20 protein-coding genes are annotated in these 24,163 nt (G+C 68.2%); 10 read left to right on the top strand and 10 right to left on the bottom strand.

Annotated features, from left to right (window positions below; translation table 11 throughout):
* On the top strand, positions 1 to 1,387 hold a 1,387-nt coding region (locus tag VFU06_09745), incomplete at its 5' end, for a hypothetical protein (protein ID HEU5209684.1).
* A gap of 180 nt (positions 1,388 to 1,567) precedes the next feature.
* On the opposite strand, the gene VFU06_09740 is transcribed toward VFU06_09745, so the two are convergent.
* Both VFU06_09740 and VFU06_09735 read right to left on the bottom strand, forming a co-directional pair.
* Positions 1,568 to 3,313 carry a beta-propeller fold lactonase family protein gene (locus VFU06_09740; GenBank protein ID HEU5209683.1) on the bottom strand — a complete coding sequence of 582 codons (1,746 nt, stop codon included), beginning with the start codon at positions 3,311 to 3,313 and terminating at the stop codon, positions 1,568 to 1,570.
* Positions 3,314 to 3,354: 41 nt separating this feature from the next.
* Positions 3,355 to 3,915 (bottom strand): DinB family protein, encoded by a 561-nt coding sequence (locus VFU06_09735; GenBank protein ID HEU5209682.1) that lies wholly within the window; start codon positions 3,913 to 3,915, stop codon positions 3,355 to 3,357.
* Positions 3,916 to 4,110: 195 nt separating this feature from the next.
* On the opposite strand from VFU06_09735, the gene VFU06_09730 reads away from it, so the two are divergent.
* The 3 genes from VFU06_09730 (at position 4,111) to VFU06_09720 (ending at position 7,768) form a co-directional block, all read left to right on the top strand.
* Complete coding sequence (locus VFU06_09730; protein ID HEU5209681.1) at positions 4,111 to 4,662, top strand: hypothetical protein; 552 nt, start codon at positions 4,111 to 4,113, stop codon at positions 4,660 to 4,662.
* A gap of 218 nt (positions 4,663 to 4,880) precedes the next feature.
* Positions 4,881 to 6,437 (top strand): multicopper oxidase family protein, encoded by a 1,557-nt coding sequence (locus VFU06_09725; protein HEU5209680.1) that lies wholly within the window; start codon positions 4,881 to 4,883, stop codon positions 6,435 to 6,437.
* A complete protein-coding gene (locus VFU06_09720; protein ID HEU5209679.1) occupies positions 6,437 to 7,768 on the top strand; it encodes a hypothetical protein in 1,332 nt (443 codons plus the stop codon). Before VFU06_09725 ends, VFU06_09720 begins: the two co-directional genes overlap by 1 nt.
* A gap of 238 nt (positions 7,769 to 8,006) precedes the next feature.
* On the opposite strand, the gene VFU06_09715 is transcribed toward VFU06_09720, so the two are convergent.
* The gene (locus VFU06_09715) at positions 8,007 to 8,435 is read right to left on the bottom strand and encodes a peptidylprolyl isomerase (GenBank protein ID HEU5209678.1); all 429 of its coding nucleotides are present in this window, start codon (positions 8,433 to 8,435) and stop codon (positions 8,007 to 8,009) included.
* A gap of 194 nt (positions 8,436 to 8,629) precedes the next feature.
* On the bottom strand, positions 8,630 to 10,303 hold the full coding sequence (locus VFU06_09710) for an EAL domain-containing protein (protein ID HEU5209677.1): 1,674 nt from the start codon (positions 10,301 to 10,303) through the stop codon (positions 8,630 to 8,632).
* 635 nt (positions 10,304 to 10,938) lie between these two features.
* On the opposite strand from VFU06_09710, the gene VFU06_09705 reads away from it, so the two are divergent.
* Complete coding sequence (locus VFU06_09705) at positions 10,939 to 12,006, top strand: L,D-transpeptidase family protein (protein ID HEU5209676.1); 1,068 nt, start codon at positions 10,939 to 10,941, stop codon at positions 12,004 to 12,006.
* Positions 12,007 to 12,098: 92 nt separating this feature from the next.
* Positions 12,099 to 13,229 (top strand): HAMP domain-containing sensor histidine kinase, encoded by a 1,131-nt coding sequence (locus VFU06_09700; protein HEU5209675.1) that lies wholly within the window; start codon positions 12,099 to 12,101, stop codon positions 13,227 to 13,229.
* Between the two features lies 1 nt (position 13,230).
* Here VFU06_09700 and VFU06_09695 read toward each other — a convergent pair whose 3' ends face one another.
* The 4 genes from VFU06_09695 to VFU06_09680 form a co-directional block, all read right to left on the bottom strand.
* The gene (locus tag VFU06_09695; GenBank protein ID HEU5209674.1) at positions 13,231 to 13,953 is read right to left on the bottom strand and encodes a hypothetical protein; all 723 of its coding nucleotides are present in this window, start codon (positions 13,951 to 13,953) and stop codon (positions 13,231 to 13,233) included.
* 153 nt (positions 13,954 to 14,106) lie between these two features.
* The gene (locus tag VFU06_09690) at positions 14,107 to 14,850 is read right to left on the bottom strand and encodes an ABC transporter ATP-binding protein (protein HEU5209673.1); all 744 of its coding nucleotides are present in this window, start codon (positions 14,848 to 14,850) and stop codon (positions 14,107 to 14,109) included.
* An 84-nt stretch (positions 14,851 to 14,934) separates the two neighbouring features.
* A complete protein-coding gene (locus tag VFU06_09685; protein HEU5209672.1) occupies positions 14,935 to 16,179 on the bottom strand; it encodes an HlyD family efflux transporter periplasmic adaptor subunit in 1,245 nt (414 codons plus the stop codon).
* A 31-nt stretch (positions 16,180 to 16,210) separates the two neighbouring features.
* Complete coding sequence (locus VFU06_09680) at positions 16,211 to 17,752, bottom strand: TolC family protein (GenBank protein HEU5209671.1); 1,542 nt, start codon at positions 17,750 to 17,752, stop codon at positions 16,211 to 16,213.
* A gap of 419 nt (positions 17,753 to 18,171) precedes the next feature.
* Here VFU06_09680 and VFU06_09675 point away from each other — a divergent pair, with 419 nt between their 5' ends.
* From VFU06_09675 to VFU06_09665, 3 genes are all read left to right on the top strand, one after another.
* Positions 18,172 to 18,714 carry a hypothetical protein gene (locus VFU06_09675; GenBank protein HEU5209670.1) on the top strand — a complete coding sequence of 181 codons (543 nt, stop codon included), beginning with the start codon at positions 18,172 to 18,174 and terminating at the stop codon, positions 18,712 to 18,714.
* Positions 18,715 to 18,725: 11 nt separating this feature from the next.
* The gene (locus tag VFU06_09670) at positions 18,726 to 20,021 is read left to right on the top strand and encodes a DUF5723 family protein (GenBank protein ID HEU5209669.1); all 1,296 of its coding nucleotides are present in this window, start codon (positions 18,726 to 18,728) and stop codon (positions 20,019 to 20,021) included.
* 144 nt (positions 20,022 to 20,165) lie between these two features.
* The gene (locus tag VFU06_09665) at positions 20,166 to 21,266 is read left to right on the top strand and encodes a hypothetical protein (protein HEU5209668.1); all 1,101 of its coding nucleotides are present in this window, start codon (positions 20,166 to 20,168) and stop codon (positions 21,264 to 21,266) included.
* 371 nt (positions 21,267 to 21,637) lie between these two features.
* On the opposite strand, the gene ispG is transcribed toward VFU06_09665, so the two are convergent.
* Together ispG and VFU06_09655 are read right to left on the bottom strand one after the other, a co-directional pair.
* Positions 21,638 to 22,909, bottom strand: coding sequence for a flavodoxin-dependent (E)-4-hydroxy-3-methylbut-2-enyl-diphosphate synthase (gene ispG, locus VFU06_09660; GenBank protein HEU5209667.1), 1,272 nt, complete (start codon positions 22,907 to 22,909; stop codon positions 21,638 to 21,640).
* Complete coding sequence (locus VFU06_09655) at positions 22,906 to 23,511, bottom strand: isochorismatase family protein (GenBank protein HEU5209666.1); 606 nt, start codon at positions 23,509 to 23,511, stop codon at positions 22,906 to 22,908. The genes ispG and VFU06_09655 overlap by 4 nt, the downstream gene beginning before the upstream one ends.
* Positions 23,512 to 23,684: 173 nt before the next feature.
* On the opposite strand from VFU06_09655, the gene lspA reads away from it, so the two are divergent.
* A partial coding sequence (gene lspA, locus VFU06_09650; GenBank protein HEU5209665.1) for a signal peptidase II occupies positions 23,685 to 24,163 on the top strand: 479 nt, incomplete at its 3' end.

The following is a 24,163-nucleotide window of genomic DNA, read 5'->3' as shown; positions in this document are numbered from 1 at the left end:
GACCTCGCAGACCGATGTCGTGACCATCAAGGGGCAGCGCGTGCCCTACCGGGTCACGACCGGCACGCAGCCCGTCTGGGACGGGGACGGCGAGCCGATCGCGTCCGTCTTCTACGTCTACTATGAACGCAGCGACATCCGCGACCGCGCAAGCCGGCCACTCGTCATCTCCTTCAACGGGGGCCCCGGCTCGGCGTCCGTCTGGATGCACGTCGGCTACACCGGGCCGCGCTTCCTGCGCATCGACGACGAAGGGTTTCCGATCCAGCCCTACGGCGTGACGGCCAACGAGCACTCCATCCTCGACGTCGCCGACATCGTCTACATCGACCCCGTCAACACCGGCTTCTCGCGCATTCTCGGCGATGCCGAGCGCAGCAACTTCTTCGGCGTGAACGAGGACATCGAGTACCTCGCCGGCTGGATCGACACGTTCGTCTCGCGCCACGGACGCTGGCCCTCACCCAAGTTCCTGATCGGCGAGAGCTACGGGACCAATCGTGTCTCCGGCCTCGCACGCCAGCTGCAGAGCGCGCACTGGATGTTCCTCAACGGGGTCGTGCTCGTATCACCCACTCCGCTCGGCGTGGATCGCCAGGGGCCCGTCGGCGATGCACTCACGCTGCCGTACTACGCGGCAACGGCCTGGTACCACCGGCAGCTCGAGCCGGCGCTCCAGCAGCGCGATCTCAACGATCTGCTTCCGGAAGTGGAGCAGTTCACGATCGACCGGCTGATCCCCGCGCTGAGCCGCGGCGGCTCGCTGGATGATGCGACGCGACGCGCGATCGCACGCGACGTCGCCCGCTACAGCGGCCTCTCCGAGACCGCGGTGCTGCAGCACAACCTGGCGGTGCCGACGTCGTTCTTCTGGAAGGAGCTGATGCGCGACGAGGGGTTCACCGTAGGCAGACTGGACTCACGCTACCGCGGCATCGATCGCAGCGCTGCTGGCGTGCGCTACGACTACGACCCCGCCCTCACGTCGTGGAACCACGCCTTCGCCCCCGCGATCAACCATTACCTGCGCGACGTGCTCGGCTACGAGACAGACCTGCAGTACTGGCTCTTCGGGCCGGTGCACCCGTGGAACCGCGAGGGGGACAACACGGGCGAGAACCTGCGACAGGCAATGGCGGAGAACCCGTTCCTGCGCGTGATGGTGCAGTCCGGCTATTTCGACGGCGGGACCGACTACTTCAGCGCGAAGTACACGATGTGGAACATGGACCCGAGCGGCCGACTGCGCGACCGCATGCGCTTCGAGGGGTACCGCAGCGGTCACATGATGTACCTGCGCAGGGAGGACCTCGCAACCGCCAACGAGCACATCCGCGAGTTCATCCGCAACTCGATTCCGCCGGAGGGGTTCCCGGCGCGGAACTGAGCACGGGTCGTTCTCAGGGCAGGCCGGGAAGTCCTGGCTCGCTCATTTTCACGCAGAGACGCAGAGAAGCAGAGTCGCAGAGGTTTTCGGGAAGCAGACTTCCTGTTTCTCTGACTTCTGGGCCTCCGCTCCTCTGCGGCTCTGCGTGAGAACGAGGAATCCGCCCGTCCGGGGATCCTGCTACTTGGTCAGTGCCACACCCCACGGACGCTCGCCCACCGGAATGGTCGTAATCACACGCAGTGACCGGGCGTCGATCACGCTGACGTCATTCGAGCCGCCGTTCGCCGTGTAAACCAGAGCGCCGTCATTGCTGACGTCCACCCCCCATGGGCGCTCGCCGACGGGGATTACGGCGATCTCTCTTCGTGCTGCGGGATCGATCACCGAAATGGAGTTGGCGCGGCCGTTGGCGACGTAGACGCGACGCCCGTCCGTTGCGGGTGCGATGCTCACCGGCCGCGCCGCGCCATTCGCAAGCGGGATGGTTGCAACGACGCGATGTGCGGGAACTTCCACGATGGAGAGCGTGCCGCTGATCTCGTTGCTCACGAACGCGAGGCGGCCATCGGGGGAAAACGCGGCTGCACGGGGTCGCACGTCCACCAGGAAGCTCGCGACGACCTCCCGCTTCTGCGTGTCGATGACCGACACCGTGTTGCTGGTCTCCGCGGTCACGTAGACCCACCGGCCGTCGGGGCTGACGGCGACGCCTTCCGGCTCGATGCCCACGATGAGGGTCTCGAGGACACTGTCGCGGGTGAGATCGGTAATCGTCGCGGTTCCGGCATCCTCGTTCGCAGCATAGAGCCGGTCACCGGCGGGAGCGATCGCGAACTGCTCGGGGTCGCTGCCGACGTGAACCAGCGCGGTCACCCGCCCCTCCGCCAGGTCGATAGTCACGATCGCATCGGCGTCCGAAGCATGCTCGGGTGCATCGTCGCTCATGGCGATGTAGGCGAGCCGCCCGTCCGCGCTCGCGCGCACGCCGCGCGGGCGTGCGACGAGTCCGATCGTCGCAATGACCTGGTTGGAGCGGGTGTCGATGATGGAGACGTCGCTCGAGCCTTCGTTGGTGACGACGGCGAGGCGCGCGCGGGCGGCTGCCGCGGCACGGAGCGCGTCCGCGCCGTCCACTGTGATGGCGCGAGCATCGTCAGCGGGCGCGCCGGACGTTGCGCCTGCCGGCGCAGCGAACAGTGGTTGCTGCAGTTGCCGGGTCGCCGGATCGAACACGAGCGGCTGACCCTTGTGGCCGTCGAACTCGGCCTCCTCGCTCAACAGGAACGCGCGCAGTTCGTCCGGGTCACTGCTCTGCCGCTGCTGCGTCGCCTCCCAGGCGATCTTCATCGCCATCCACGCGGCCCAGGCATCGCCCCCCGCGTCCGCACCGAAGCGCTCACGGAAGCGGCGGTTGAGCTGTGCGGCGCCGTAGCGACCGAGCTGGCCGTGCCATGCGACGCGCGACTCCGGCCGCACAGCAGCGGGCCCGCCGTCCGGGGCACGTCGCAGCGCCTCGCTCGCCTGCACGTGGAAGGTGTTGCGGCCTCTGCCACGCAACGCGTCCGTCGCGCAGCCGACGTTCAGGAAGAGCACGCCCTCGGCATCGGCCAGCGCCATGAGGCCGCGGCACACTGCTTCGTCATGGCCACCCACAAGGACGGTCGCACCCTGCTCGATGAGGCGACGCGCAGCGGCGAGCGCGGCTGCGCTGTCGGTGGCCTGCTCGGCGCGTACCTCGATCGTGCGGCCGATCAGCTCGGCGGCGCGCTGCACCTCGGCGGCACCCAGCTCGGCACCGCGCCAGCCGTCCACGTGCGCGCTGTCCATCGAGCCGACGTAGCCGATGACCGGTGTGCGCGCCGCCTCGTCCGCCGCGCACCCGGCGTGGAGCAGCGCCGCCGTGCACGCCAGCAGCGCCGGCAATCTGATCCGCCCGGCGCTGCGCACAGCAGCGCGCTGGTGCCTCACGCCGGCCCCGGCACGGCGCCGAGCCCCATCGGAATCGCGTACCGTTCTTCCAGCAGCGTGCGGTGGTGCAGCTCGTGTCCCGCGGCGATCCAGGCGAGCGCGCGCACACTCACCGCGACACCATTGGCGCTCCCGGTCCGCGTCCATGCCGCACGGGGCAGGTGCCGGAACAATGCCACCGTCGCGGCACGCACGGCGAGCAGCTCGTCCAGCAGGTCGTTCAGCGAGCGCTCACCGAACTGGCCGGCCGGCACGTACGCATTCTCGTCGAACCCGGGCAGCGGGGTCGTGTCGCCGCGCGCGAAGCGCAGCGCCCGGTGCGCGAAGACGCGCTCCGCGTCGCACAGATGCCCGATCACTTCCTTGACCGACCATTTGCCGGTCGCATAGGCGAAGTTCGCGCGCGCATCGTCGATCGCACGCAGCGGCTCGATCGTAGCGACAACCTGGCGAACCAGCGTCTCCGTGATGTCGCCGTCCGGTACCCTGCGGACATACTTGTCATAGTACTCGTCGTACTCGCCCTTCGCCGGGCGAACGAACCGCACTGCCTGCATTGGTACCTCCGCGATGAGTTGTGCAGAATCCGCGGGACGCCAGTCCCGTGCCGGCTCCCGCGCGATGTCACTGTATTCCTAACCCGGTACGCTGTTCGTTCATCACTCACTGCGAGCCGCTGTGCGTCGCGTGGTTGCGCGGGCCGCCGTCACCCGCCGATACTGCAGGATTCCCCGGAAGTCACGGACGACGCCATGACCAGATCAGTCCCTGCCCGCAGCCTCCGCGCAGCCGTGTTGCTCCTTGCCGGGGCTGCCCCCGCACTGGGGAGTCCAGTCGCGGCATCGGACATCCGGCCTTGCCGCGCGGGCCCCGATCCCTACGAGGTGCGGCTCGTTCCCACGGCCCACGCGAACGGCGCCTCCGGCATCGTCCGTCTCACGTTTGCCGAATCGCCCTACGTCGTGACTGTGACGGCCGAGGGGCATCATCGCTATCAGGCGCACCTCTCGACAGAGGGACTCGACGGCCGCAGCGGCTCGCTCGTCGCGTGGGCCGCAACCCCCGAGCTCGACCAGGTGCAGAAGCTCGGCGTTCTCAGCGCCGACGGTGTGCTGCCGCCGGCCGAGATCACGTTCAACAAGTTCCTCGTCTTCGTAACCGAGGAGGAGGACGCCGGCGTGGAGCGCTGGCGCGGCCGCATCCTGCTGCGCGGCATCTCGCCCAGCGGCCGACTGCACACCATGGCGGGACACGGGCCCTTCCAGGGCGAGTCCTGCGGCGGACTGTTCGGGCCGCAGTGGTGATGAACCGGGCGCTCGGGGCCGGCGGGGCCGTCGGGTCGGGCACGACAGGCGCAGGGCGTTCGTCACGTCTCGCCCTTACCGCCCTCACGGCCTTGACGGCCCTGGCGCCGCGCCCCGCCCAGGCGCAGGACCCTCACAGCGGCCACCACGCCGGCCATGCCCAGCCGACCCGGGACGCAAGCGCGGCCGCCTGGCGCATGCCCCCCATGGACATGACCATGCCGATGCTCCCCGGCATGGCCGAGCTGGAGCCGAAGGCGACGGCGTGGCTGCCCGGCGCGGGCATCGATCCGATGTCGCTGCCCGCGGCCGCGTACCGCGAAGTGCGCATCATGAGCGACGGCGATACGCTCGACCTGACCGCCGGGCTCGTGCGCCGCATGATCAACGGCCGGACACTCGTCATGTACGGCTTCAACGGCCAGTATCCCGGCCCGCTGATCCAGGCGCCGCAGAACGCGACGATCATCGTGCGCTTCCGCAACGAGACCGCGCTGCCGACCGCCGTGCACTGGCACGGCGTGCGGCTCGACAACCGGTTCGACGGCGTGCCGCACGTGACACAGGATCCGGTCGAGCCGGGCGGCACGTTCACCTACGAGGTGCACTTCCCCGACGCGGGCATCTACTGGTACCACCCGCATCACCGCGAGGACATCACGCAGGACCTCGGCCTGTACGGCAACATGATGGTCACGGCACCGGATCCCGCGTACTACAATCCGGTGAACGCCGAGGAGGTTCTGATGCTGGACGACCTCCTGATCGATGAAGCAGGCCTGTTCCCGTACGGCGAGGAGCGCGCGACGCACGCGCTGATGGGGCGCTTCGGCAACGTATTCCTGGTGAACGGCGAGGCGGACTGGCGGATGGAGACGCGGACGGGCGACGTCGTGCGCTTCTTCCTCACCAACGCCGCGAACACGCGCGTCTTCAACCTCTCCTTCGGCGGCGCGCGCGCCAAGGTCGTCGCCTCCGACGTCGGCCGCTACGAGCGCGAGGCGTACGTCGACAACGTCGTGATCGCGCCCGCCGAGCGCTACGTGGTCGAGGTGCTCTTCGAGGAGCCCGGCCCGATCGCGATCACGAACCGGGTCCAGGCGATCGATCACTACCGCGGTGTTTTCGTTTCAAAGGTGGACACGCTCGGCATCGTCGACGTCCTGCCGGAGCGTACGACCGAGAGTCACCGGCAGGCGTTCGATACGCTGCGCGCGAACGCGGACGTGAGCGCGGAGATCGACCAGTTCCGCGAGCACTTCGATCGCGCCGTAGACCACGAGGTCGAGCTCGGCGTCGAGATCGGATCGCTGCCGCTGCCCATCCTGCAGATGATGCTGCTGGACACGCTCTACTTCCATCCGATGGAGTGGAGCGACGCGATGCCGGAGATGAACTACGTCGCGACGGGTGCGGACGTCCGCTGGTTCATCCGCGACGTCGCGACCGGCCGCGATAACGGCGACATCGACTGGCGCTTCGACCAGGGCGACGTCGTGAAGCTGCGCATCCGCAACCGGCCGGTGAACCTGCACCCGATGCACCACCCGATCCACCTGCACGGGCAGCGCTTCCTGGTGCTGGAGCGCGACGGCGTGCGCAACACGAATTTCGTCTGGAAGGACACGGCGGTCATCCCGCTCGGCTCGACCGTCGACCTGCTCGTCGAGATGTCGAATCCCGGCGACTGGATGCTGCACTGCCACATATCCGAGCACCTCGAGACGGGCATGCAGCTCGTCTTCCGCGTGGACCCGCAACCAAGGACGCAGTGATGGCGCACTTCCCCCGGCGCTCGCTGGCCGCAATCGTCGCAGGCATGACCCTGCACGCGGCCGGCGCACAGGCGCAGATGCCAGACGATGCGGACAGGCCCGTGCACACCGAGAATGTCGAGGTGCTGGCGCATGTCGAGCTCGGTGACCCGCTCTCCGTCTCCGACATCGAGCTCGAACAGGACATGAACCGGCCGTTCGCGTACGTCGGCCGCATGTTCGTGCACGGCTTCGACATCATCGACCTGCGCGATCCCGCGAACGCGAAGGTACTCCACTCCTGGCGCATCGAAGACGCGGAGCTGCACACCGGCACCGGCATGATGGACGGCAAGCTGTTCAAGGATGGCGGCCGCTGGTACTACGTGCAGTCCACCCAGTTCCAGCAGGGTGGCCCGGACAGCGACCTCGGCGCGGTGATCTTCGACGTCACCGGGCTCCCGGACATCAGCACGGTGAAGGAGGTCGCGCGCATCCGTGCACCCGAGACGCCCGGCGGCTTCCACAACATCTTCATGTACAAGCACTCCGACGGCCGGCCGCTGCTGATCACCACGACCAACGGCGCGTACGCCGCCGTCTACGACATGCGCAAGGTCGTGTCCGGTCAGGACGGGGCGGTCGGTCGCGTGCCGATTCCCGAGGGCATCTCCGAGCAGATGCCGAACTTCGGCTACCACGACATGTATGCCGCGTACGACCCCGCGACCGGCAAGGACAAGTTCTACGGCGGCGGCGCAGGCGGTTACCACATCTACGACATCACCACGCCGGAGCAGCCCGCGCACCTGTTCTCGATCGCCAACAACCCGACGATCCCGTGGGGGCACACCTTCACGCCGACACCGGACGGCAGGTACGCGGTCGCGGAGGTCGAGTACCAGTACCAGCCGCTGCGCATCTTCGATCTCCAGCCGGGCCAGACCGGCCAGACGAAGGTGATCAGCCAGCCGGTCGGCGCGTGGACCGCCGACTGGCGCAACCTGGTGCACAACCACGAGGTGCGCTGGCCCTACGTGTTCGTCTCCGGCTACGAAGACGGGATGCAGGTCTTCGACATGCGCGACCCGGCCAATCCGAAGACCATCGGATACTGGGACACGTATCTCGGTGAGCCCAGCATCGGCATGTGCTCGGACCGCAAGTGCAACGGCGCGTTCGGCGTCGACATCCGCAATGCGGACGGCCTGATCGTCGTGAGCGATATGACCACGGGCTTCTGGGCCATGCGCCTGGACGGCTTCGACGGCTGGAACGGCGCCGACCACGGCATGCCCAACATCTCCAGCGTGCAGAACTGGGACAACGGGCCGGTCAAGCCCGCGACCTGACACACGGCCCGTCGAACGAGCGACGCCCCGGCGCACTCATGCGCACCGGGGCGTCGTTGTTTCCTGCAATGGGTGAGGGGCGGAGCCGACCGGTTGAATGGTGCGACGCGGGTGAGTTCGCCGCCGCCACCGCACGCGCCGAAGCACGCGCGCCGATCGAGTCCGCCCCTCGGGCGTCGCGGTTTACAACCGCGACTGCCTGAACTTGTAAAGCCGGGACGTCAGATGTTCAAGAGTTTCAGGACACGACGTCAACCAGCTCCAGCTCGAAGGTGAGGTCCTGGCCGGCGAGCGGATGATTCGCATCGAGCGTGACCTGCTCGCCGTCGACGGCCGCCACGTTCACGACGAAGTTCTGCTCGCCCTGGCTCATCTGGAACTGCTGGCCGACCTGCGGCTCGACATCGGCCGGGAACTGCGAGCGATCGACCTGCAGCATCAGCTCGTCGCGACGCTCTCCGTACGCCTGCGCAGCCGGGATCGTGACCTTCTTCGACTCCCCTTCCGCCATGCCGCTGACCGCCGCATCGAAACCGGCGATCACCTGGCCGCCACCGACGGTGAACTCGATGGGGTCGCGCCCCTTTGAGCTGTCGAAGACGGTGCCGTCGTCGAGTGTTCCTGTATAATGGACGCGCACGGTATCTCCGCTCTGCACCTGCGCCATCAGTCCCCCGATCGTTCATGCGAAACGGGCTCTCCGCACGAGAGCCCCGGCGTCGAACATCGCGACGATGCAAGGACAATGCAACTGCGCACGCAAGGGCGTCCGCGGTATGTCGCGCGTACCGAAAACGAAAGCGCAGCCCGCGATTGCGAGCTGCGCTTCGTGTGTACAAGCGTACTGCCGGCGCGACGCTGCTAGTCCGCGTCCTCGCCTGCGGTGAGCAGCCGCTCCGCGTGCTCGGCGGTGAGCGGCGTCGAGAAGAGATAGCCCTGCGCGAACTTCATCCCGAGGGCGCGTAGCTCGTCCAGCTCCTCCGGCGTCTCGACGCCCTCGGCGATCGTGTCGACCGCCAGCGACCGGCCGAGCGCGACGATCGTCTGCACCATGCCGGCGCTCTCCGTGTTGGAGCGCAGCCCGCGCACGAAGCTGCGGTCGACCTTCACGTTGGACAGCGGCAGCTGCTTCAGCTGCTGCAGCGACGAGTAGCCGGTGCCGAAATCGTCCAGGCAGATCCGGATGCCGCGCTCGTCCAGCGCGCGCAGCACGCCACGGGCAAGGTCGGGCGCGTAATTGACTGCGCTCTCCGTCAGCTCGAGCCGCAGGCAGGACGGATCCAGCCCGGTCTCGGCGAGGATCTCGTCGATGCGCACGAGCAGGTCCGGCTGCACGAACTGGCGGGCAGACAGATTCACGCTCATCGTCGTCTGCAGCGTGCTGCGGGGAAAGCGCTCCCGCCAGGCCTGCATCTGCCGGCACGCCTCGCGCAGCACGTACCAGCCGATCTCCACGATCGCGCCGGACTGCTCCGCCACGTTGATGAATTCCGCCGGCAGCAGCGTGCCGCGTCGCGGATGCCGCCAGCGCACCAGCGCCTCGAGCCCCGTGACACTGCCGGCGTCCAGGGCGATCACGGGCTGATAGTGGACGGCAAACTCGCGCCGCTCGATGGCGTCGCGCAGGTCGGATTCGAGCTGGAGCTGCGAGAGCGCACGACGGTGCATCTCGAGGTCGAAGATCTCGTAGTGCGCGCGGCCCGACGTCTTGGCCCGGTACATCGCTGCGTCCGCGTCGCGCAGCACGTCGTCCGGCGTGTCGTAGCCGCTCGTGCTCAGCGCGATGCCGATGCTGACCGTCACATGCACCTCGCGACCCTGCACCGCGAACGGCGTCCGGAGCGCCTCCAGGATCCGCTCGGCCACGCGCGTCGCATCGCTCGCGTCGTTGATCGCGTCCACGATGATCGCGAACTCGTCGCCACCCAGCCGCGCAATCGAGTCGTCCTGCCGGAGACACTCCTCCAGCCGGCGCGACACCGCCTGCAGCAGCTCGTCTCCCGCCGCATGCCCGAACGTGTCGTTCACGAGCTTGAAGCGGTCCAGGTCCAGGAACAGCACCGCGAACCGGTAGCCGGTGCGTCGGCGTACGTGCCGCAGCACCCGCTCCAGCCGGTCCATGAACAGGAGCCGGTTCGGAAGACCGGTGAGAACGTCGTGGAACGCACTGTGGATCAGCTGCTGCTGCGTGCGGCGGTGCTCCGTCACGTCATGCAGCGAGATCAGGAACCCGCCCTGCCCGTCACTGCGCGGGTACGCCGCAGCCAGGCACACCACGGCCGCGCCGTCCCTCCGCTTCAGCCGCAGCTCCTGCTCAGGCAGGTCCGAACCAGGGCGCAGTGCGCTCGCAATCCGCGCGCGATCCCCGTCATCCAGCAGCAGGTCCGGGAGCCGCACGTCGTACAGCTCCTCGTCCGTATAGCCCAGCAGCAGCATCGCTGCCTCGTTCACCTGCACGATCAGCCCGTCCGCGCCCGTGATCAGATGTGCATCACGCGCGTGCGCGAACATGCGACGGTAGTCTTCCGCCGTCACAACCCGCTCCGGGGGGACCCGGGACGGGTGCCTCATCCGCGTCGATGGACCAAACGTGTCGAAGATTTCCACCGCGTACATGCCTCACCGGGTGCATCCACCCCGCACCTCCATCGGCGCAGGGACCAGAGCGTCGTTGCTCACATTGCCAGTTCCGGGGGACCCCTCATTCTGCCAGCCGGGTGCCAGCACCGCCGCCGGCCCGCGACCGCTCCGTCACAGGGACGTAGCTCTCGGCAGGACTTCACGTTATCGTAAAACGCCCGCTCGATGGGAGCTGTGGCACGCACCGCGACACTCGCCCCTCTGAAGGCGAGTTCGTTGGATCGGTGCAACACTCCCGGCCGGGACACCGCCCTGCTCGCTACCGGGTGGCCCGCCTCGATCGGCACGCAAGGTGTAGCAGCACCCGGAAAAAATGGTGGTCGGCGCGTCGGCCGCAACCATCCGGACTGGTCCGCCGCAGCGATCCGCGCCGTGTGCCGCGTGTCCTGCACCGCTCCAGAACCCTTTGGCAGGCAACGTGTTTTGCAAAATGAGAGAGGCGCGAAATGCGGTTTGCGAGCAGAATGCTTGCCGGGGGAGGGGGTGCGATCTAGCTTGGAACGTACCCCGGACGTAACCATGAGCGGTCGATGATGACACGAAACCGAACGGACCACCTGCTCCGGCGCATCGGGCTTGTTGCGTTTGCCCTCGGGCTGTTTGCCTGGGCGGAGAGCGCAGCCGCGCAGCGTGCGTTCGTACTGAATGCGGTGCCGACCGTGCGGGATGCGTTTGCGCCGCCGGCACCGCCGCCGATCCTGGACCGCGGCTACATGCGTGACCAGCTCCGTCACCCGAGGGTGGTGGAGGCGTGGGTCGCGAAGCGCTTCAGCGTGATCGACATGTTCGAGGCGCACGGAGTCACGTATCCGGCGGCCGAGGTCTACCTGCGTGTGTTCAAGCGGGAGCGGGAGATCGAGCTGTGGGCGCGTTCGCCGAACCAGGGCGAGTTCACGCTGATCAAGTCGTACGAGATCTGCGCGCTTTCGGAGCTGGGGCCGAAGCGGCGGCAGGGGGACGGCCAGACGCCGGAAGGCTTCTACTGGGTCGACTTCCTGAATCCGCAGAGCGAGTACTACCTGTCCATGCACGTGAACTACCCGAACGTGGCGGACCGGCTGGTGGGTCGGAGCGGTGCGCTGGGTGGCGATATCTTCATCCATGGCGGGTGCCTCACCGAGGGGTGCATCGCGGTGACGGACGAGTCGATCAAGGAGCTGTACTGGATCGCGGTGGAGGCGCGCTCGGTGGGCCAGGAGCGGATCCCGGTCCACATTTTCCCGACGCGGCTGGACGAGCAGAACATGGCGCGGCTCGCGCGCGTGTTCCGGGAGCAGCCGGACCTGGTCGACTTCTGGCGGCAGCTGAGCGGCGGCTACGAGTATTTCGAGCGCACGCGCACGCTTCCGGAGATTCGCGTCAGCTCGCGCGGCCGCTACCTGATGCCAGGCGAGGTGGACGAGCACGACAAGTCGGTGCCGGTGCTGGGCGAGCGTGTTGCGAGCACGGCGACGACGTTGGGCCCGGAGGCACAGCGTGCGCAGGCTGCGCAGGTCGCGCCGCGTGCGAGCGCGAGGCTGGTGCTGGGTGAGCCGGTGAGCATGGTGCCGGCGATGCCGGCGAGTGATTCGGCATCTCTCGGGGGCGCGCAGCGTTGAGCCGCGCCTGCCGGAGTTTCAGATGATACAGGACGCCGTCGCGGCCCCAGAGGCTGCGGCGGCGGCGTCGTTGGGGCTCTGACCCCGCCCACATGAGTCCGACGAACACACGCGTACAATTGCGGCAGCTTGCGACGACGCTGACGATCGCGCCCGGTGCGGAAGGTGTGCTCCGTCGTCTGCTCGAGCGTTGCCTGGAGCACACGGGTGCGAAGGCGGCGTTCATCGAGCGGACGGGCGACAGCGAGCACCCTGCGGAGGTCATCGTCGCAAGAGGCGATGGTGCTCCCGCGGTCGGTGCGTCGCCGCCGTACCCGCTTGCGCGCACCCTCGAGCAGGGGCGCATTGCACTCCGCGCGCCCGGCGGTCCGGTGAGGGGGGCCCTGGTGCTCCTGGGCGGGAGCGCGGCGCGCGTTGCCGAAGGCGACCCGGACGTGACACTGCAGGGGCTGCTCGACCTTGCGGTGGATGCGCTCGACGTTCGAGCTCTCGCCGGCGAGCTGGAGGAGCGGCGGAGCGCGCTGGAGCACGCGATCGACGAGCGGTTCCGCCTGATCAGCGGCATCACGTACGAGCTGCGCGAGACGCTTGGCGCGGCCAGCGAGTACGTGCAGCTGCTCGACACGGAGCAGGAGCTGACGCCGCGGCAGCGCGACTACATCGAGTCGAGCCGGCGCACGATCGCGGCGGGCCTGCGTCTCATCGGCGACCTGCTGGAGCTGGCGCGCGTGGAAGCGGGTCGGCTGCCCGTGCAGCACGAGCCGACCAGCGTCGGCGCCCTGCTGCGCGACCTGTCACGCGATTACCAGCTCGCGTCGGCCACCTATGGTGTGAGCCTGGCGATCGACGTGCCGCGCGACCTGCCGCTCGTGCTTACGGACCCGGACCTCGTCGGGCAGATCCTGGACACGCTGCTCTCGAATGCCGTGCGCTATACGCCGCCGAACGGGGAGATCCGTGTCCGTGCCGACGTTCAGCGTGGCCGGCGCGCCGGCGATCCGCGACGCTGGCTCCGGGCAACGATCACGGACACGGGACCCGGCGTCGACGGCACGTACGACGTCTTCGAGGCAGTGGAACGCGTGAGCAACGGCCGCGGCGCCCCCGGTTTCCGCCTGGCCATCAGCCGCAACGTCGCCCGCCTGCTCGGCGGCGACCTCACGCTGGAGCGGGAGCCGGGCACCGGCGCGAGCTTCTGCCTCTGGCTGCCGCTGCCGGACTGACTCAGGCGACGAGTGCCGCGGCTGCGCTGGCAGCGAGCTGAACCGTCAGATTGTCCAGTCCATGGGTGCTGACGGCCTCGACGGCTGCGCCCGCAACGCCTGCCGCGACGCCAATGCGCAATGCGGTCGGCGCATCGAGCCCCGCGACGAGCCCGCCGCCCACGGCGGCCACGGCACCGAGCAGCAGTACCGCCGCGCTTCCCTCCCAGCTGCGCGTCGCCGGCACACCGGCGAGTGAAGGCACCCGGTAGCGGTGGCGCCCCCAGCGTGTGCCGACGGGCTCACCGACAGCATCGCCCCAGCCAGCGACGAGGTAGCCGACCCACGCATAGGCCGGAACGATGAGGTTCGAGAGCACCCCGCCGAGTGCGGTCGTGACGAGCGGCACGACGATGAACAGCGTGCGGCGCGGTGCGTCATTCGGCCGTGCAAGCGCCTCGTAGAAGGCATGCCCGTCGCCGCGCCACACCGCGTACAGCACGATCAGCGCTGTCACGGTGCCGAACACGACTACACCACCCACGCCGTGCACCAGCTGGATCACGCTCGCAGCCGTGAAGATCACGAAGTGGAAGACCTTGCGCGTGTAAGGGGTGCGCACGCCGCGAAGGCGCAGGTACGCCGCGAGTGCGGCCGCCGCGACGCCGACCACGATTGCGACCGGCACGACCACGAGAATCGTGTCGATCGACGGCACGAAGCGGGCGAGCCAGTGCGGCAGCATGCCTCCGATTGCGTGGGGTACAAACGATTCGCGGCGCCGTCCTGAAACGGCGCCGCGAATCTACTGCGCTTTCATCGCGAGTAACAGCACGGGATCGATCGAGTGCCTGGCGGATCCGGTCCGCCGCCGGCGAGCGCCGCGGACCGATCGGCGTCAGCCGTGATGCACCTCGAACCCGCTCTCTTCCAGCTCGTGCGCCGCCGTGGTCGCCTCGTCGCGGACGATCTGGCCATCGAAGAGGTGGATCGTGCGGTCCGCGTTGCGTGCGTAGCGCGGGTCGTGCGTCACCATGCAGATGGTGGCGCCGTCGTTGTGCAGCTCCTTGAGCAGCCCCATGACCGCTTCACCGTTCTTGGAGTCGAGGTTACCCGTCGGCTCGTCGGCGAGGAGGATGAGCGGCTTGCCGACGATGGCACGGGCGACCGCCACGCGCTGCTGCTGACCGCCGGACAGCTGCGAGGGGTAGTGCTTCGTGCGGTGCGACATGCCGACGCGCTCGAGCGCTTCCTGCACGCGCTCCTTGCGCTCGCCGCTGCTCATGCCGCGGTACGTGAGCGGCAGCTCGACATTCTCATAGACGGTCAGATCGCCGATCAGGTTGAACGCCTGGAAGATGAAGCCGATCTCGCGGTTGCGGACGCGGGCGCGCTCGCTCGCGGAGAGACTGCTGACGTCCTTGTCGTCCAGCATGTACGTGCCGTCCGTCGGTGTGTCGAGCAGGCCGAGCAGCGAGAGCAGCGTGGTCTTGCCGCATCCCGACGGACCCGCGATCGAGACGTACTCGCCCCGCTGGAGCTGCAGGTGCACCGCCGCAAGCGCGTGCGTCTCCACCTCGTCGGTATAGAACACCTTGCTGACGCCCTGCAGGTGGATAAGGGGCTGCGTCATCTGATCCATCGTGACTCTCCTTGCGCTCGCCTGAGCTGTGGTGACTGCACTCGACCCTGATTTGACACTGCAAGCGCGGTTTGCGCTGCGTTGCTACTGGATCCGCACGCGCGGATGGCTATCCCACTGCGACATGTCCGACAGGATCACGACGTCGCCTTCCTGCAGTCCGCCGCGCACCTCGATCGTGTTCACGGAGTTGCGGCCGAGCTGCACGGTCACGCGGTCCGCGTAGCGGAAGTCGGGTGTGACCTTGAACATGCCGACGGATGACTCCGGGTTGCCGAACGCAGGCCGTCCAACGAACAGCACGTCGGGCAGCCGCTCGATCTCGATCGTGCCATCCACCGAGAGGTCCGGTCGTGCACCCGGGGGCAGCTCGCCATCGAGCGCCACGTCCACACCGACCGACCCGTTCTGCGACGCCGGATCGATGCGCACTACGCGCCCCTCGACGATTCCGTTTCGCGTGTCGATCCGCGCGAGCTGGCCAAGCACCACGTCCTTGGCCTGGACCTCGGGGATGCGCAGCTCCGCCTTGAGCCGGCCGGGCTGGACCACGCGGGCCAGCTCGATGCCCGGATTCACCCACTGGCCGATCTCGAGATCGAGCTGCTGGAGCACGCCCTGGCTCGGCGAGACGACGTTCATGGACTCGAGCTCCTGCTGGCGGAACCGCACGATGCTCCGCAGCCGCTCGACCTGGGCCTGCTGTGCGGCCACCTGCTCTTCGAGCTGCTCCAGCATCAGCGCGAGCCGCTTCTTCTCCACGTCGAGCCGGACCTCGTTCTCATGGAGCGCGTCCTTGCGCGCATCGGCCTCGTTGCGGGCGATGAGCCCCTTCTCGGCCATGTCGTCCGCCGAGCGTGCGTCGCGAACCGCCGTATTATAGAGCGACTGAACCTGGGCGATGGTTGCTTCCTGGTTCAGGATCTGGGTCTCCAGCGTGGAGCGCTGGTTGACCAGGTCGCTTTCCGCCGCGCGCAACTGTCGCTCGGCCTCGAGCAGCTGGAGCTGAACGTCCGGGTTGCTCAGTCGCAGCAGCGGCGTGCCGGCCTGCACCTGCGTGCCGGGGCGTGCGAAGATCTCGTCCACGCGACCGGCCGTGATCGCAGGGATCAGCCAGATATCCTCAGGCACCAGTGTGCCCGGGCCGCGCACCTCGCGGACCATGGGCCCGCGCTGCACGGTGTCGACCCAGATCGCCGCCCGCTCGACTCCCGGCGGCGCCGGCTTGAGCTGCGAAAGACCGAGCGTGATCAGCGCCGCGACGACGACGCCGCCCCCGATGTAGAGGGGCTTCCGCTTGCGCTTCGGGTTTGCGCGAGGCTTGTCCATTTCTCTTCCCCGTATCTGGAGTACGCTGCGCTCAGCGCAGCGGCTCGCCGACCGCGGCCTGGAGGGCCGCGAAGTTTTCGTGGAACATGTAGATCGCGCTCAGGTGCGCGTTGTCCGCTTCCGCCTTGGTCGCCTGCGCCTGGGCCAGCTCGACGATGTCACCGGCACCGAGCCGGTAGCGCTCACGCGCCAGCTCGAGCTGCTCCGCCGCCGCGGCGACGTTGCGCTCCTCGATCGCGACCGTGCGATAGGACGTCACCAGCGCGACGTACGCCTCCGAGACCGATGTCCGCCGCGCGAGCTCCTCCGCCCGCCTGCGGTGCCGGGCATCGTCCGCGGCACTGCGCGCTTCCTGTACCTGCCGCTCCCGCGTGAAGCCGTTGAAGATCGGGAAGTTCACCGACAGCGTCACGGTAGCGGGGTTGCTCGTGAAATCGAACGGAAACACGTCGTTCGCCGAGAGCAGGCGCTGCTCGTCGTCGGGCGTGAACGCGTAGGCGGAACAGTCCTGCGGCGCATCGCCCAGCAGCGCACCGATGCGGTTGCCGTACACGCAGTTCGAGTGGAGCCGCTCGACCGTCGAGCGCGCATCGGCCAGCAGCGCCTGGTCGTCACCCGTCTGGCGGGAGTAGCCACTGAGGCGACCCGCGAGGCGCAGGGACGGAAGGTACTGCATCTTCGCTGCGCGTGCGCTGGCGACACCCGCCTTCTCCGATGCACGAGCGGAGACCAGCTGCGGGTGCGACGCAAGCGCCCGCTCCGTCAGCTCCTCCAGCGTCCATGTCGGCTCGAAGATCTCGAAGGTGCTGACCAGCTCCAGCGGCGCTTCCGGCGAGATGCCGAGCGTCTGCACCAGCCGCAGCTTCTCCGTCTGCGCCGATTGCTCCGCCTGCAGCAGCGCGACCTCCGCGCGACCACGCGTGACCTCGGCATTGGTGACATCCAGCCGTGGCGCAGCACCGGACTCGAACTGCCCGACTGCAAGGTCGTAGCTCTGCTGCGCCGACTCGAGGCTTTCGCGCGCCAGCCGCACCTCGTCCTGCGCACGCAGCGCGGCCAGGTACTGCTGTGTCACTTCGGTCGCGAGCGTGAAGCCGGCGGCATCGACCTGTGCCGACGTCGCCTTCCGGTTCGCACTGGCACGCGCTGCCTCGAACAGCGTCGCACCACTCAGCTCGATCGCTCCCTCGATGCCGTAGCTCGAGTAATACGACGACGGCACCTTGCCGACGCCCAGGTCGGCACCCGTCAGGAAGCCCAGGTTCGGCGTGCCCTCCGCCACGTACTGGCCCGCGCCGCTGACGCTGACCGACGGCAGGAACGCAGCGTACGCCTCGCGCTGCTGCCAGACCGCATCGTTCTCGTCGTTCGCTGTGATCAGGTACGTCGGGTTGCTGCCGCGCGCGATCTCGATCGCCTCCTGCAGCGTGAGCCGGACCGCTGGCCGCTGCTGCACTGCCTCGGCGGGTGCCGGTGTCCGCGGCTGCTGTGCCGCCGCATCGCCCGCGAGCACAAGCCCGAGCACGGCAGCCAGCACGCCGCACGCACGCCGCGAGGGAAGCGTGTATTCCATCTCCTGCTCCTTGGTCGATTGGCTGACGATCCGGCCCGTACGCGCCTCCATTCCCGGAGGTTGCAGCCCGGTCCTGCCGCACGCCCTGGAGGGAAGCCCCGTGCCGCCCGCCCCCAATGACGCAAACGACGGAACACCAACACGTTACGTCTCACCTTCCGCGCCCCCCGGGCGGGCTCGTGTGCGCATATGGGACCTGCGGTTCCGAGGATCGCGACGGATCGGCACAGGTGGGGGGCCGTCGCCGCGGCACATTCGCCGGGCGCCGCCACCGCGGCACATTCGCCGGGCGCCGCCACCGCGGCGCATTACGAAATCGTCACTACCTCGTGCGGCCGCCTCGCGTTACTATATGAGTCTCCCCGGACACCCTGCGATCAGCGGTTTGTTGCGAGTCAATTCCAGACGGGAAAAGGTGGATGAGCGAGGACGCAAAGAGGGCCCGTAAGGCGCGCCCGCGGGTGCGCTGTGCGCGCGAGGCGACGATCGGTTTCGCGTGGCTGGCGATTCTGGGCGCAGCGGCGTGCGACGTGCCGACCGCCCTGCCGCGGTTCGAGAACACGCTCGCTCTGCCGGCGCCGGACATCTCGGTGCCGGTCACGGGCGCAGCGGCGCCGGCGTTCCCGGTGACGGTGGACCTGAGCAACGTGGACGAGGATTTCGCGTCGCGTGCGCGCGGCGGCGAGATCGAGTTCACGCCGGTGAACCCGGAGGACGGCACCGGCACGCTGCAGGTGACGATCAGCGACACCGATTCGAATACCGTGGTATCGCAGAGCGTGACGGTCGATGAGGCGGGGACGCCGCAGCTCGTGACGATCGACCGGGACGCCATGCTCGCGTTCCTGGGTGGCAACGTCGAGATCACGGTCACCGGCGCGCTGGGCCCGCCAGACGTGCCCACGCGCTTCCTGACGCTCGAGACTCTGGTGCGGATCACCTTCGAGGTTGGGGGCGACTGATGCGGATTCGAATGGTGATCCGGAACGCCGCGCTCATGCTCGCCGTGACGGCCGCTACGGCAGCACCCGCGGCCGCGCAGCTTCCGAGCGGCTCCACCGAAGCGCTCGGGATGGGCAACAACTTCACCGCGGCCGCGCGCGGGTTCGGCGCGCTTTCGTGGAACCCGGCGCTGCTGGCATCGTCGCGGAACACGCAGGCGTCGATGACGCTGCTCACGACCATGGGCGGTGCCGGCATCGGCCCGATCGAGCTGAGCGACATTGCGGACTACTCGGACCGCCTGGTCCCTGAGCCCGTGAAGCAGGACTGGCTGGCGCGGGTTCCCGCAGGCGGCGCCGAGCGAGGCACCGTGAACGCCGACCTGACATGGGGCGCCGCACAGATCGGGCGCTTCGGCCTGCAGGTCACGTCCAGTGTGCGCACGACCGCGGATCTTTCGCGTGACGTGCTCCAGCTCATCCTGTTCGGCAACGTCGATGCAGAGGGCGATCCCGCCAACCTCGATTTCGCCGGCTCGTCTCTCGACCTGGCTGCCTACACCACGTTTGCGGGAGGGTACGCACATCCCTTCGAGATCCTGCCGGGGACGCGACTGCTGATCGGCGCGAGCGCGAAGTACACGCTCGGCCACATCGTCGTGACCGGGGACGAGTCGAGGGGGACCGCGGATGCATCCGGATTCGACATCGCCTTCCCTATCGTGAATTCGGTGATCGACCCCGACAGCTTCACGCTCAACAACGGCGGCGGTTTCGGCTTCGACGTCGGTGCCGCGCTCGAGACGGGGCCGTGGACGTTCGCGGCAGCAGTCGAGAACGTGGTGAGCACGTTCGAGTGGGACCTCGAAGACCTGCGCTACCGCCCGCTCTCGCTGGAAGCCGGCGAGGCGGAGCTGATCGCGGACACGGAGGAGCAGCCGTTCGATGCGGCCCCGGAGTCGCTCCGCGAGCATGTCGAGCAGCTCGGCTTCAAGCGGTCCTTCTCACTCGGCGCGGCGTTCCGGCCGGGCTCCAACCTGCTGGTATCGGCCGACCTCCGACACGGCGGCAGTGACGGCATCGTGACGGATGCGACGTCGCACCTCGGTGCGGGCGTCGAGTACCGCCCGATCTCCTGGCTGCCGCTGCGCGCTGGCGCAGCCGCGATCCAGCTGGGTGACGACAACACCGGCTTCCAGATCGGCGGCGGCCTCGGACTGAACCTCGGCGGCTGGAACCTGTCCGCCAGCGCACTCCAGCGGGATACGGAGCTGTTCGGCGGCGAGACGATGTTCATGGCCACGATCTTTGCGACGGGGCTGCCCTAGCCGGTCGCTGGCCCGGATCGATGTGCTGGCGATGGCGCCCCTGCACGCTGCTGCGTGCGGGGGCGCTTCTGCTTGTGGTTGTGTGGCCGTGGCGCTGATGTTGCCGCGGGGTGGTCGTACACGAAGAGCTATCAGGAGCACAGGATGCGAAGTGGGTACGTTGGTTCGAAGGGGTTGATCCTTGCGCTGGCGGTGCTGGCGGGTGGCGCGTGTGCGGCGCGCTCGGACCCGCCTGCGGCACCGGAGCCGGACAGGAACGTCGAGGCGCGCGAGGACTCGATCGCACGCGAACGCGCACGCGAGGCGCGGGAGGCCGCGCGGCGCGCGGAGGAGGAGCGGGCGCGGGCGGATTCCATTGCGCGGGCGGATTCCGTGGCACGTGCGGACTCGATTGCGCGGGCGCGAGTCGAAGAGGAAGCACGTGCGCGCGAGGACGCGGCGCGTCGCGCGGAGCTGCTGGAGGGATCCATCCTGCCGCGGCGGCGGATCGTTGCATACTACGGCAATCCGCAATCGGAGCGGATGGGGATCCTCGGGGAACTGCCGCGCGAGCAGCTGCTCACGCACCTGCGGGAGCGGGTGCGCGAGTGGGAGCGGGCGGATCCCGCCACTCCGGTGGTGCCGGCACTGCACATGATTGCCGTCATGGCCGCAGGCGACTCCGGGCGCGACGGACGCTACCGAGTCCGCATGCCGGAGCGCGTGATCCAGCGGATCGTGGACATGGCGGCGGATGCGAACGCACTCGTGTTCCTCGACATCCAGCCCGGTCGCAGCACGGTGCAGGCAGAGCTGCCACGCCTGCTCCCCTGGCTGCAGCGTCCGACCGTGCACCTTGCGCTGGACCCCGAGTGGAACATGGGTACCAGCGCCACACCGGGTCATCGCATCGGCTCCATGGACGCGAGCACGATCAACTACGCAATCGACGAGCTCGCGAAGCTCGTGGAGGAGCACGACCTCCCGCCCAAGATCCTGATCGTGCACCGGTTCACGCGTGACATGGTGCGCAACCCGGAGCAGATCAAGGACGATCCGCGTGTGCAGGTCGTGCTGAACATGGACGGCTGGGGCGCGCCGACCCTGAAGCGCTCGAGCTACAACAGCTTCGTTGCTCCGGTGGACGACGTGTACAAGGGGTTCAAGATCTTCTTCAAGAATGACAGGCGGGACGGGAGCCGGCTCATGACGCCGGAGGAAGTGCTGTCGCTGTCGCCGGAGCCGATTTACATCCAGTATCAGTAACGGATTCTTTGTTCACCGCTGAGGCGCGGAGGGCGCTGAGCTGATTTTCTCCGGGCTCATGAGTTCACACGGAGTCCACAGCGGCCACAGTGGTCACTGAAATCCGCGGCAGGCGCAGGCTCGTCGCATGGCGACGCATTCTTGTTTTGTGATGGCTTCCCGGCCGCATGCTTGCGAACCGCCGCGAACGTTCCGGCGCCGCGAACCGGTTACAGAGAAAAATGCATCGAGGCGGAGTTACGTTCGCACCGCCTCGATGCACGCTGTGACCACCGTCAACGCTGTGAACTCTGTGTGAAATGAAGCGCCGGAGAACGCCGGAAAGGCAGCTCAGCGCCCTGCGCGCCTTCGCGGTGAAATAACAGAGCCGTTCACGCGTACGTCCGCTCGACGTAGTCGTCCAGGATGCGCAGGAATTCCTGGACCAGCCCCTCGCCCTTCAGTGTCGTGAACAGCTTCCCATCGACGTAGACCGGCGCCTTGGGCTCCTCGAACGTGCCGGGCAGCGAGATGCCGATGTTGGCGTGCTTGGACTCGCCCGGTCCGTTCACGACGCAGCCCATGACCGCGAGCTTCATCTCCTCGACACCGGGGTAGCGGTCGCGCCACTCGGGCATCTTTGCGCGCACATAGTCCTGGATGTCTTCCGCCATGTGCTGGAAAAACGTGGACGTCGTGCGGCCGCAGCCGGGGCAGGAGGTGACCTGCGGGGTGAAGCTGCGCAGCTCGAGCGACTGCAGGATCTGCTGGGCTACCAGCACCTCTTCCGTGCGGTCGCCGCCGGGCTTCGGCGTCAGCGAGACACGGATCGTGTCGCCGACGCCGTCGTTGAGCAGGACGGCGAGCCCGGCAGTGGATGCGACGATGCCCTTGGCGCCCATGCCCGCCTCGGTCAGGCCGAGGTGGAGCGGGTAGTCGCAGCGTCCTGCGAGCAGGCGGTACACCGCGATCAGGTCCTGCACGCCGCTGACCTTGGCGGACAGGATGATGCGGTCGTGTGGCAGGCCGGTCTCCTCGGCGAGCTGTGCGGAGCGGAGCGCGCTTTCCAGCATCGCGTCGATCATGACGGCTTTGGCGTCCTTCGGTGCAGCGCTCCCGGCGTTCTGGTCCATCAACTCGGTCAGGAGCTGCTGGTCGAGCGAGCCCCAGTTCACGCCGATGCGGACGGGCTTCCCGTACTCGATCGCGCACTCGATGATCGTGCGGAAGTTCTCGTCGCGCCGCTTGGCGCCCACGTTGCCGGGGTTGATGCGGTACTTGGCGAGGGCACGAGCAGTCTCGGGGAACTGCCGCAGCAGCAGGTGGCCGTTGTAGTGGAAGTCGCCGACGATCGGGACGTAGACGTGCCGCTGCTGGAGCAGCCGCACGATCTCCGGAACGGCCGCGGCGGCCTCCTCGTTGTTGACCGTCACCCGTACCAGCTCGCTGCCGGCGGCGGCGAGTGCGGCAACCTGGTCCGCCGTCGCCTGCGGGTCGGCAGTGTCGGTATTGGTCATGGACTGCACGACGATCGGGTGGCCGCTGCCGACCTTCACGCCGCCCACGTCCACGGTCACGGTGCGACGTCGCCGCGCGTGTGCGTCGCTCACTGGCTCAGCTGCCTGCTGCGGCAACACCCGCAGCCCGTTCTGCGCGCTGCTCATGGCCGTGCTCCATCCATGTCCTGCCCGATCGTCGCGAGCGTGGCGGTGCGCGCACGGGCGCGGATCATCTCGTCGATCGCGCGCGCGACGTCATTCTGCCGCACGTCGATGCCGCGCACGGCATCGAGCAGGAGCACTGTATCGAGCCCCTGCGCCAGTGCGTCGAGGACGCTCGCGCGCACGCAGTACTCGGTGGCCAGCCCGCCGACGTAGAGCGTCCGCACGCCGACCTGGCGGAGCCGCTCGCCGACCGCCCTTCCCTCCTCGTCGGTCGCCTCGAAGGCGGAGTAGCCATCGTCGGTGGGGCTGGTGCCCTTGGTGACGATGGTTGCGTGGTCCGGCAGCGCGAGGTCCGGGTGGAATGCCGCGCCCGGGGTGTCCTGCACGCAGTGCACTGGCCATGGGCCGCCGCCAGCCTTGAAATGGCTGGTCTCGGTGGGGTGCCAGTCACGTGACGCCAGGATCGGCAGATTCCAGCTGGCGAAGCGGGCGATGTAGTCGTTCAGTGCCGGGATGACGGCGTCGCCATCCGGCACGGCGAGGGCGCCGCCCGGACAGAAATCGATCTGCACGTCGACCAGCAGGAGTGCGCTCTGTGCCATGGCTCCATCTCAGGGTTTGTGGAAACCTAGCCCAGCGGGCGTGGCATCGGGAGGGGCTGGCCGGAAGCTTGCGCTGGGAACTTCTGACCGACAACGGTGGAGAACCACGCTGTCCGGCCTTAGATTTCCCGTTCCTGCGCACGCGCGAGATCGCGCCGCATCGCGGAAGAGGCATGCTGAAGAAGCTGACAACTGCCGGTTCACTGCTCGTCGCCATCCTCCTTGCCGACATCCTCACCAAGCGGTGGGCGCTCGAGGCGCTGGCGCACGGCTACACGATCGAGTCGTTCGGTGTGCCGCTCACACTCGCGTTCAACAAGGGCATCGCCTTCGGCATCGGCATCCCGGACATGGGGCGCTGGATCGTGGTCGGCGCATCGGTGTTCGTCATGATCGTGCTGGCGGGCATGCTGCGCGATGCGCGGGAAAACGATCACGCGCGGATCTTCGCGATCGGGCTGGTGTGGTCGGGTGCGCTCGGCAACCTGATCGACCGGGTGCGCTGGGACGCGGGCGTCGTCGATTTCATCGGGCCGATCGACCTGGGCTTCATGCACTGGCCGATCTTCAACGTGGCGGACATCTGTGTCGGGATCGGCGCGGCCCTCCTGCTGTTGTTGCCGGCCATTCGCGCACGCGCCGCGCCGAGTTG

The sequence above is a fragment of the Longimicrobiales bacterium genome (assembly GCA_035764935.1).
In the GTDB taxonomy this organism is placed as follows: domain Bacteria; phylum Gemmatimonadota; class Gemmatimonadetes; order Longimicrobiales; family RSA9; genus DASTYK01.
The sequence above is the reverse complement of the archived record's forward strand: the minus strand, read 5'-3'. Positions and strand labels throughout refer to the sequence as shown.

Excerpts from the sequence above, each read along its gene's own strand:
- VFU06_09735 (HEU5209682.1), bottom strand. The coding sequence starts at position 3,915 with ATGCAGGCAGTGCGGTTCGTTCGCCCGGCGAAGGGCGAGTACGACGAG.
- VFU06_09730 (HEU5209681.1), top strand. The coding sequence starts at position 4,111 with ATGACCAGATCAGTCCCTGCCCGCAGCCTCCGCGCAGCCGTGTTGCTC.
- VFU06_09725 (HEU5209680.1), top strand. The coding sequence starts at position 4,881 with ATGCCGATGCTCCCCGGCATGGCCGAGCTGGAGCCGAAGGCGACGGCG.
- VFU06_09720 (HEU5209679.1), top strand. The coding sequence starts at position 6,437 with ATGGCGCACTTCCCCCGGCGCTCGCTGGCCGCAATCGTCGCAGGCATG.
- VFU06_09715 (HEU5209678.1), bottom strand. The coding sequence starts at position 8,435 with ATGGCGCAGGTGCAGAGCGGAGATACCGTGCGCGTCCATTATACAGGA.
- VFU06_09705 (HEU5209676.1), top strand. The coding sequence starts at position 10,939 with ATGATGACACGAAACCGAACGGACCACCTGCTCCGGCGCATCGGGCTT.
- VFU06_09700 (HEU5209675.1), top strand. The coding sequence starts at position 12,099 with ATGAGTCCGACGAACACACGCGTACAATTGCGGCAGCTTGCGACGACG.
- VFU06_09695 (HEU5209674.1), bottom strand. The coding sequence starts at position 13,953 with ATGCTGCCGCACTGGCTCGCCCGCTTCGTGCCGTCGATCGACACGATT.
- VFU06_09690 (HEU5209673.1), bottom strand. The coding sequence starts at position 14,850 with ATGGATCAGATGACGCAGCCCCTTATCCACCTGCAGGGCGTCAGCAAG.
- VFU06_09685 (HEU5209672.1), bottom strand. The coding sequence starts at position 16,179 with ATGGACAAGCCTCGCGCAAACCCGAAGCGCAAGCGGAAGCCCCTCTAC.
- VFU06_09680 (HEU5209671.1), bottom strand. The coding sequence starts at position 17,752 with ATGGAATACACGCTTCCCTCGCGGCGTGCGTGCGGCGTGCTGGCTGCC.
- VFU06_09675 (HEU5209670.1), top strand. The coding sequence starts at position 18,172 with ATGAGCGAGGACGCAAAGAGGGCCCGTAAGGCGCGCCCGCGGGTGCGC.
- VFU06_09670 (HEU5209669.1), top strand. The coding sequence starts at position 18,726 with ATGGTGATCCGGAACGCCGCGCTCATGCTCGCCGTGACGGCCGCTACG.
- VFU06_09665 (HEU5209668.1), top strand. The coding sequence starts at position 20,166 with ATGCGAAGTGGGTACGTTGGTTCGAAGGGGTTGATCCTTGCGCTGGCG.
- ispG (HEU5209667.1), bottom strand. The coding sequence starts at position 22,909 with ATGAGCAGCGCGCAGAACGGGCTGCGGGTGTTGCCGCAGCAGGCAGCT.
- VFU06_09655 (HEU5209666.1), bottom strand. The coding sequence starts at position 23,511 with ATGGCACAGAGCGCACTCCTGCTGGTCGACGTGCAGATCGATTTCTGT.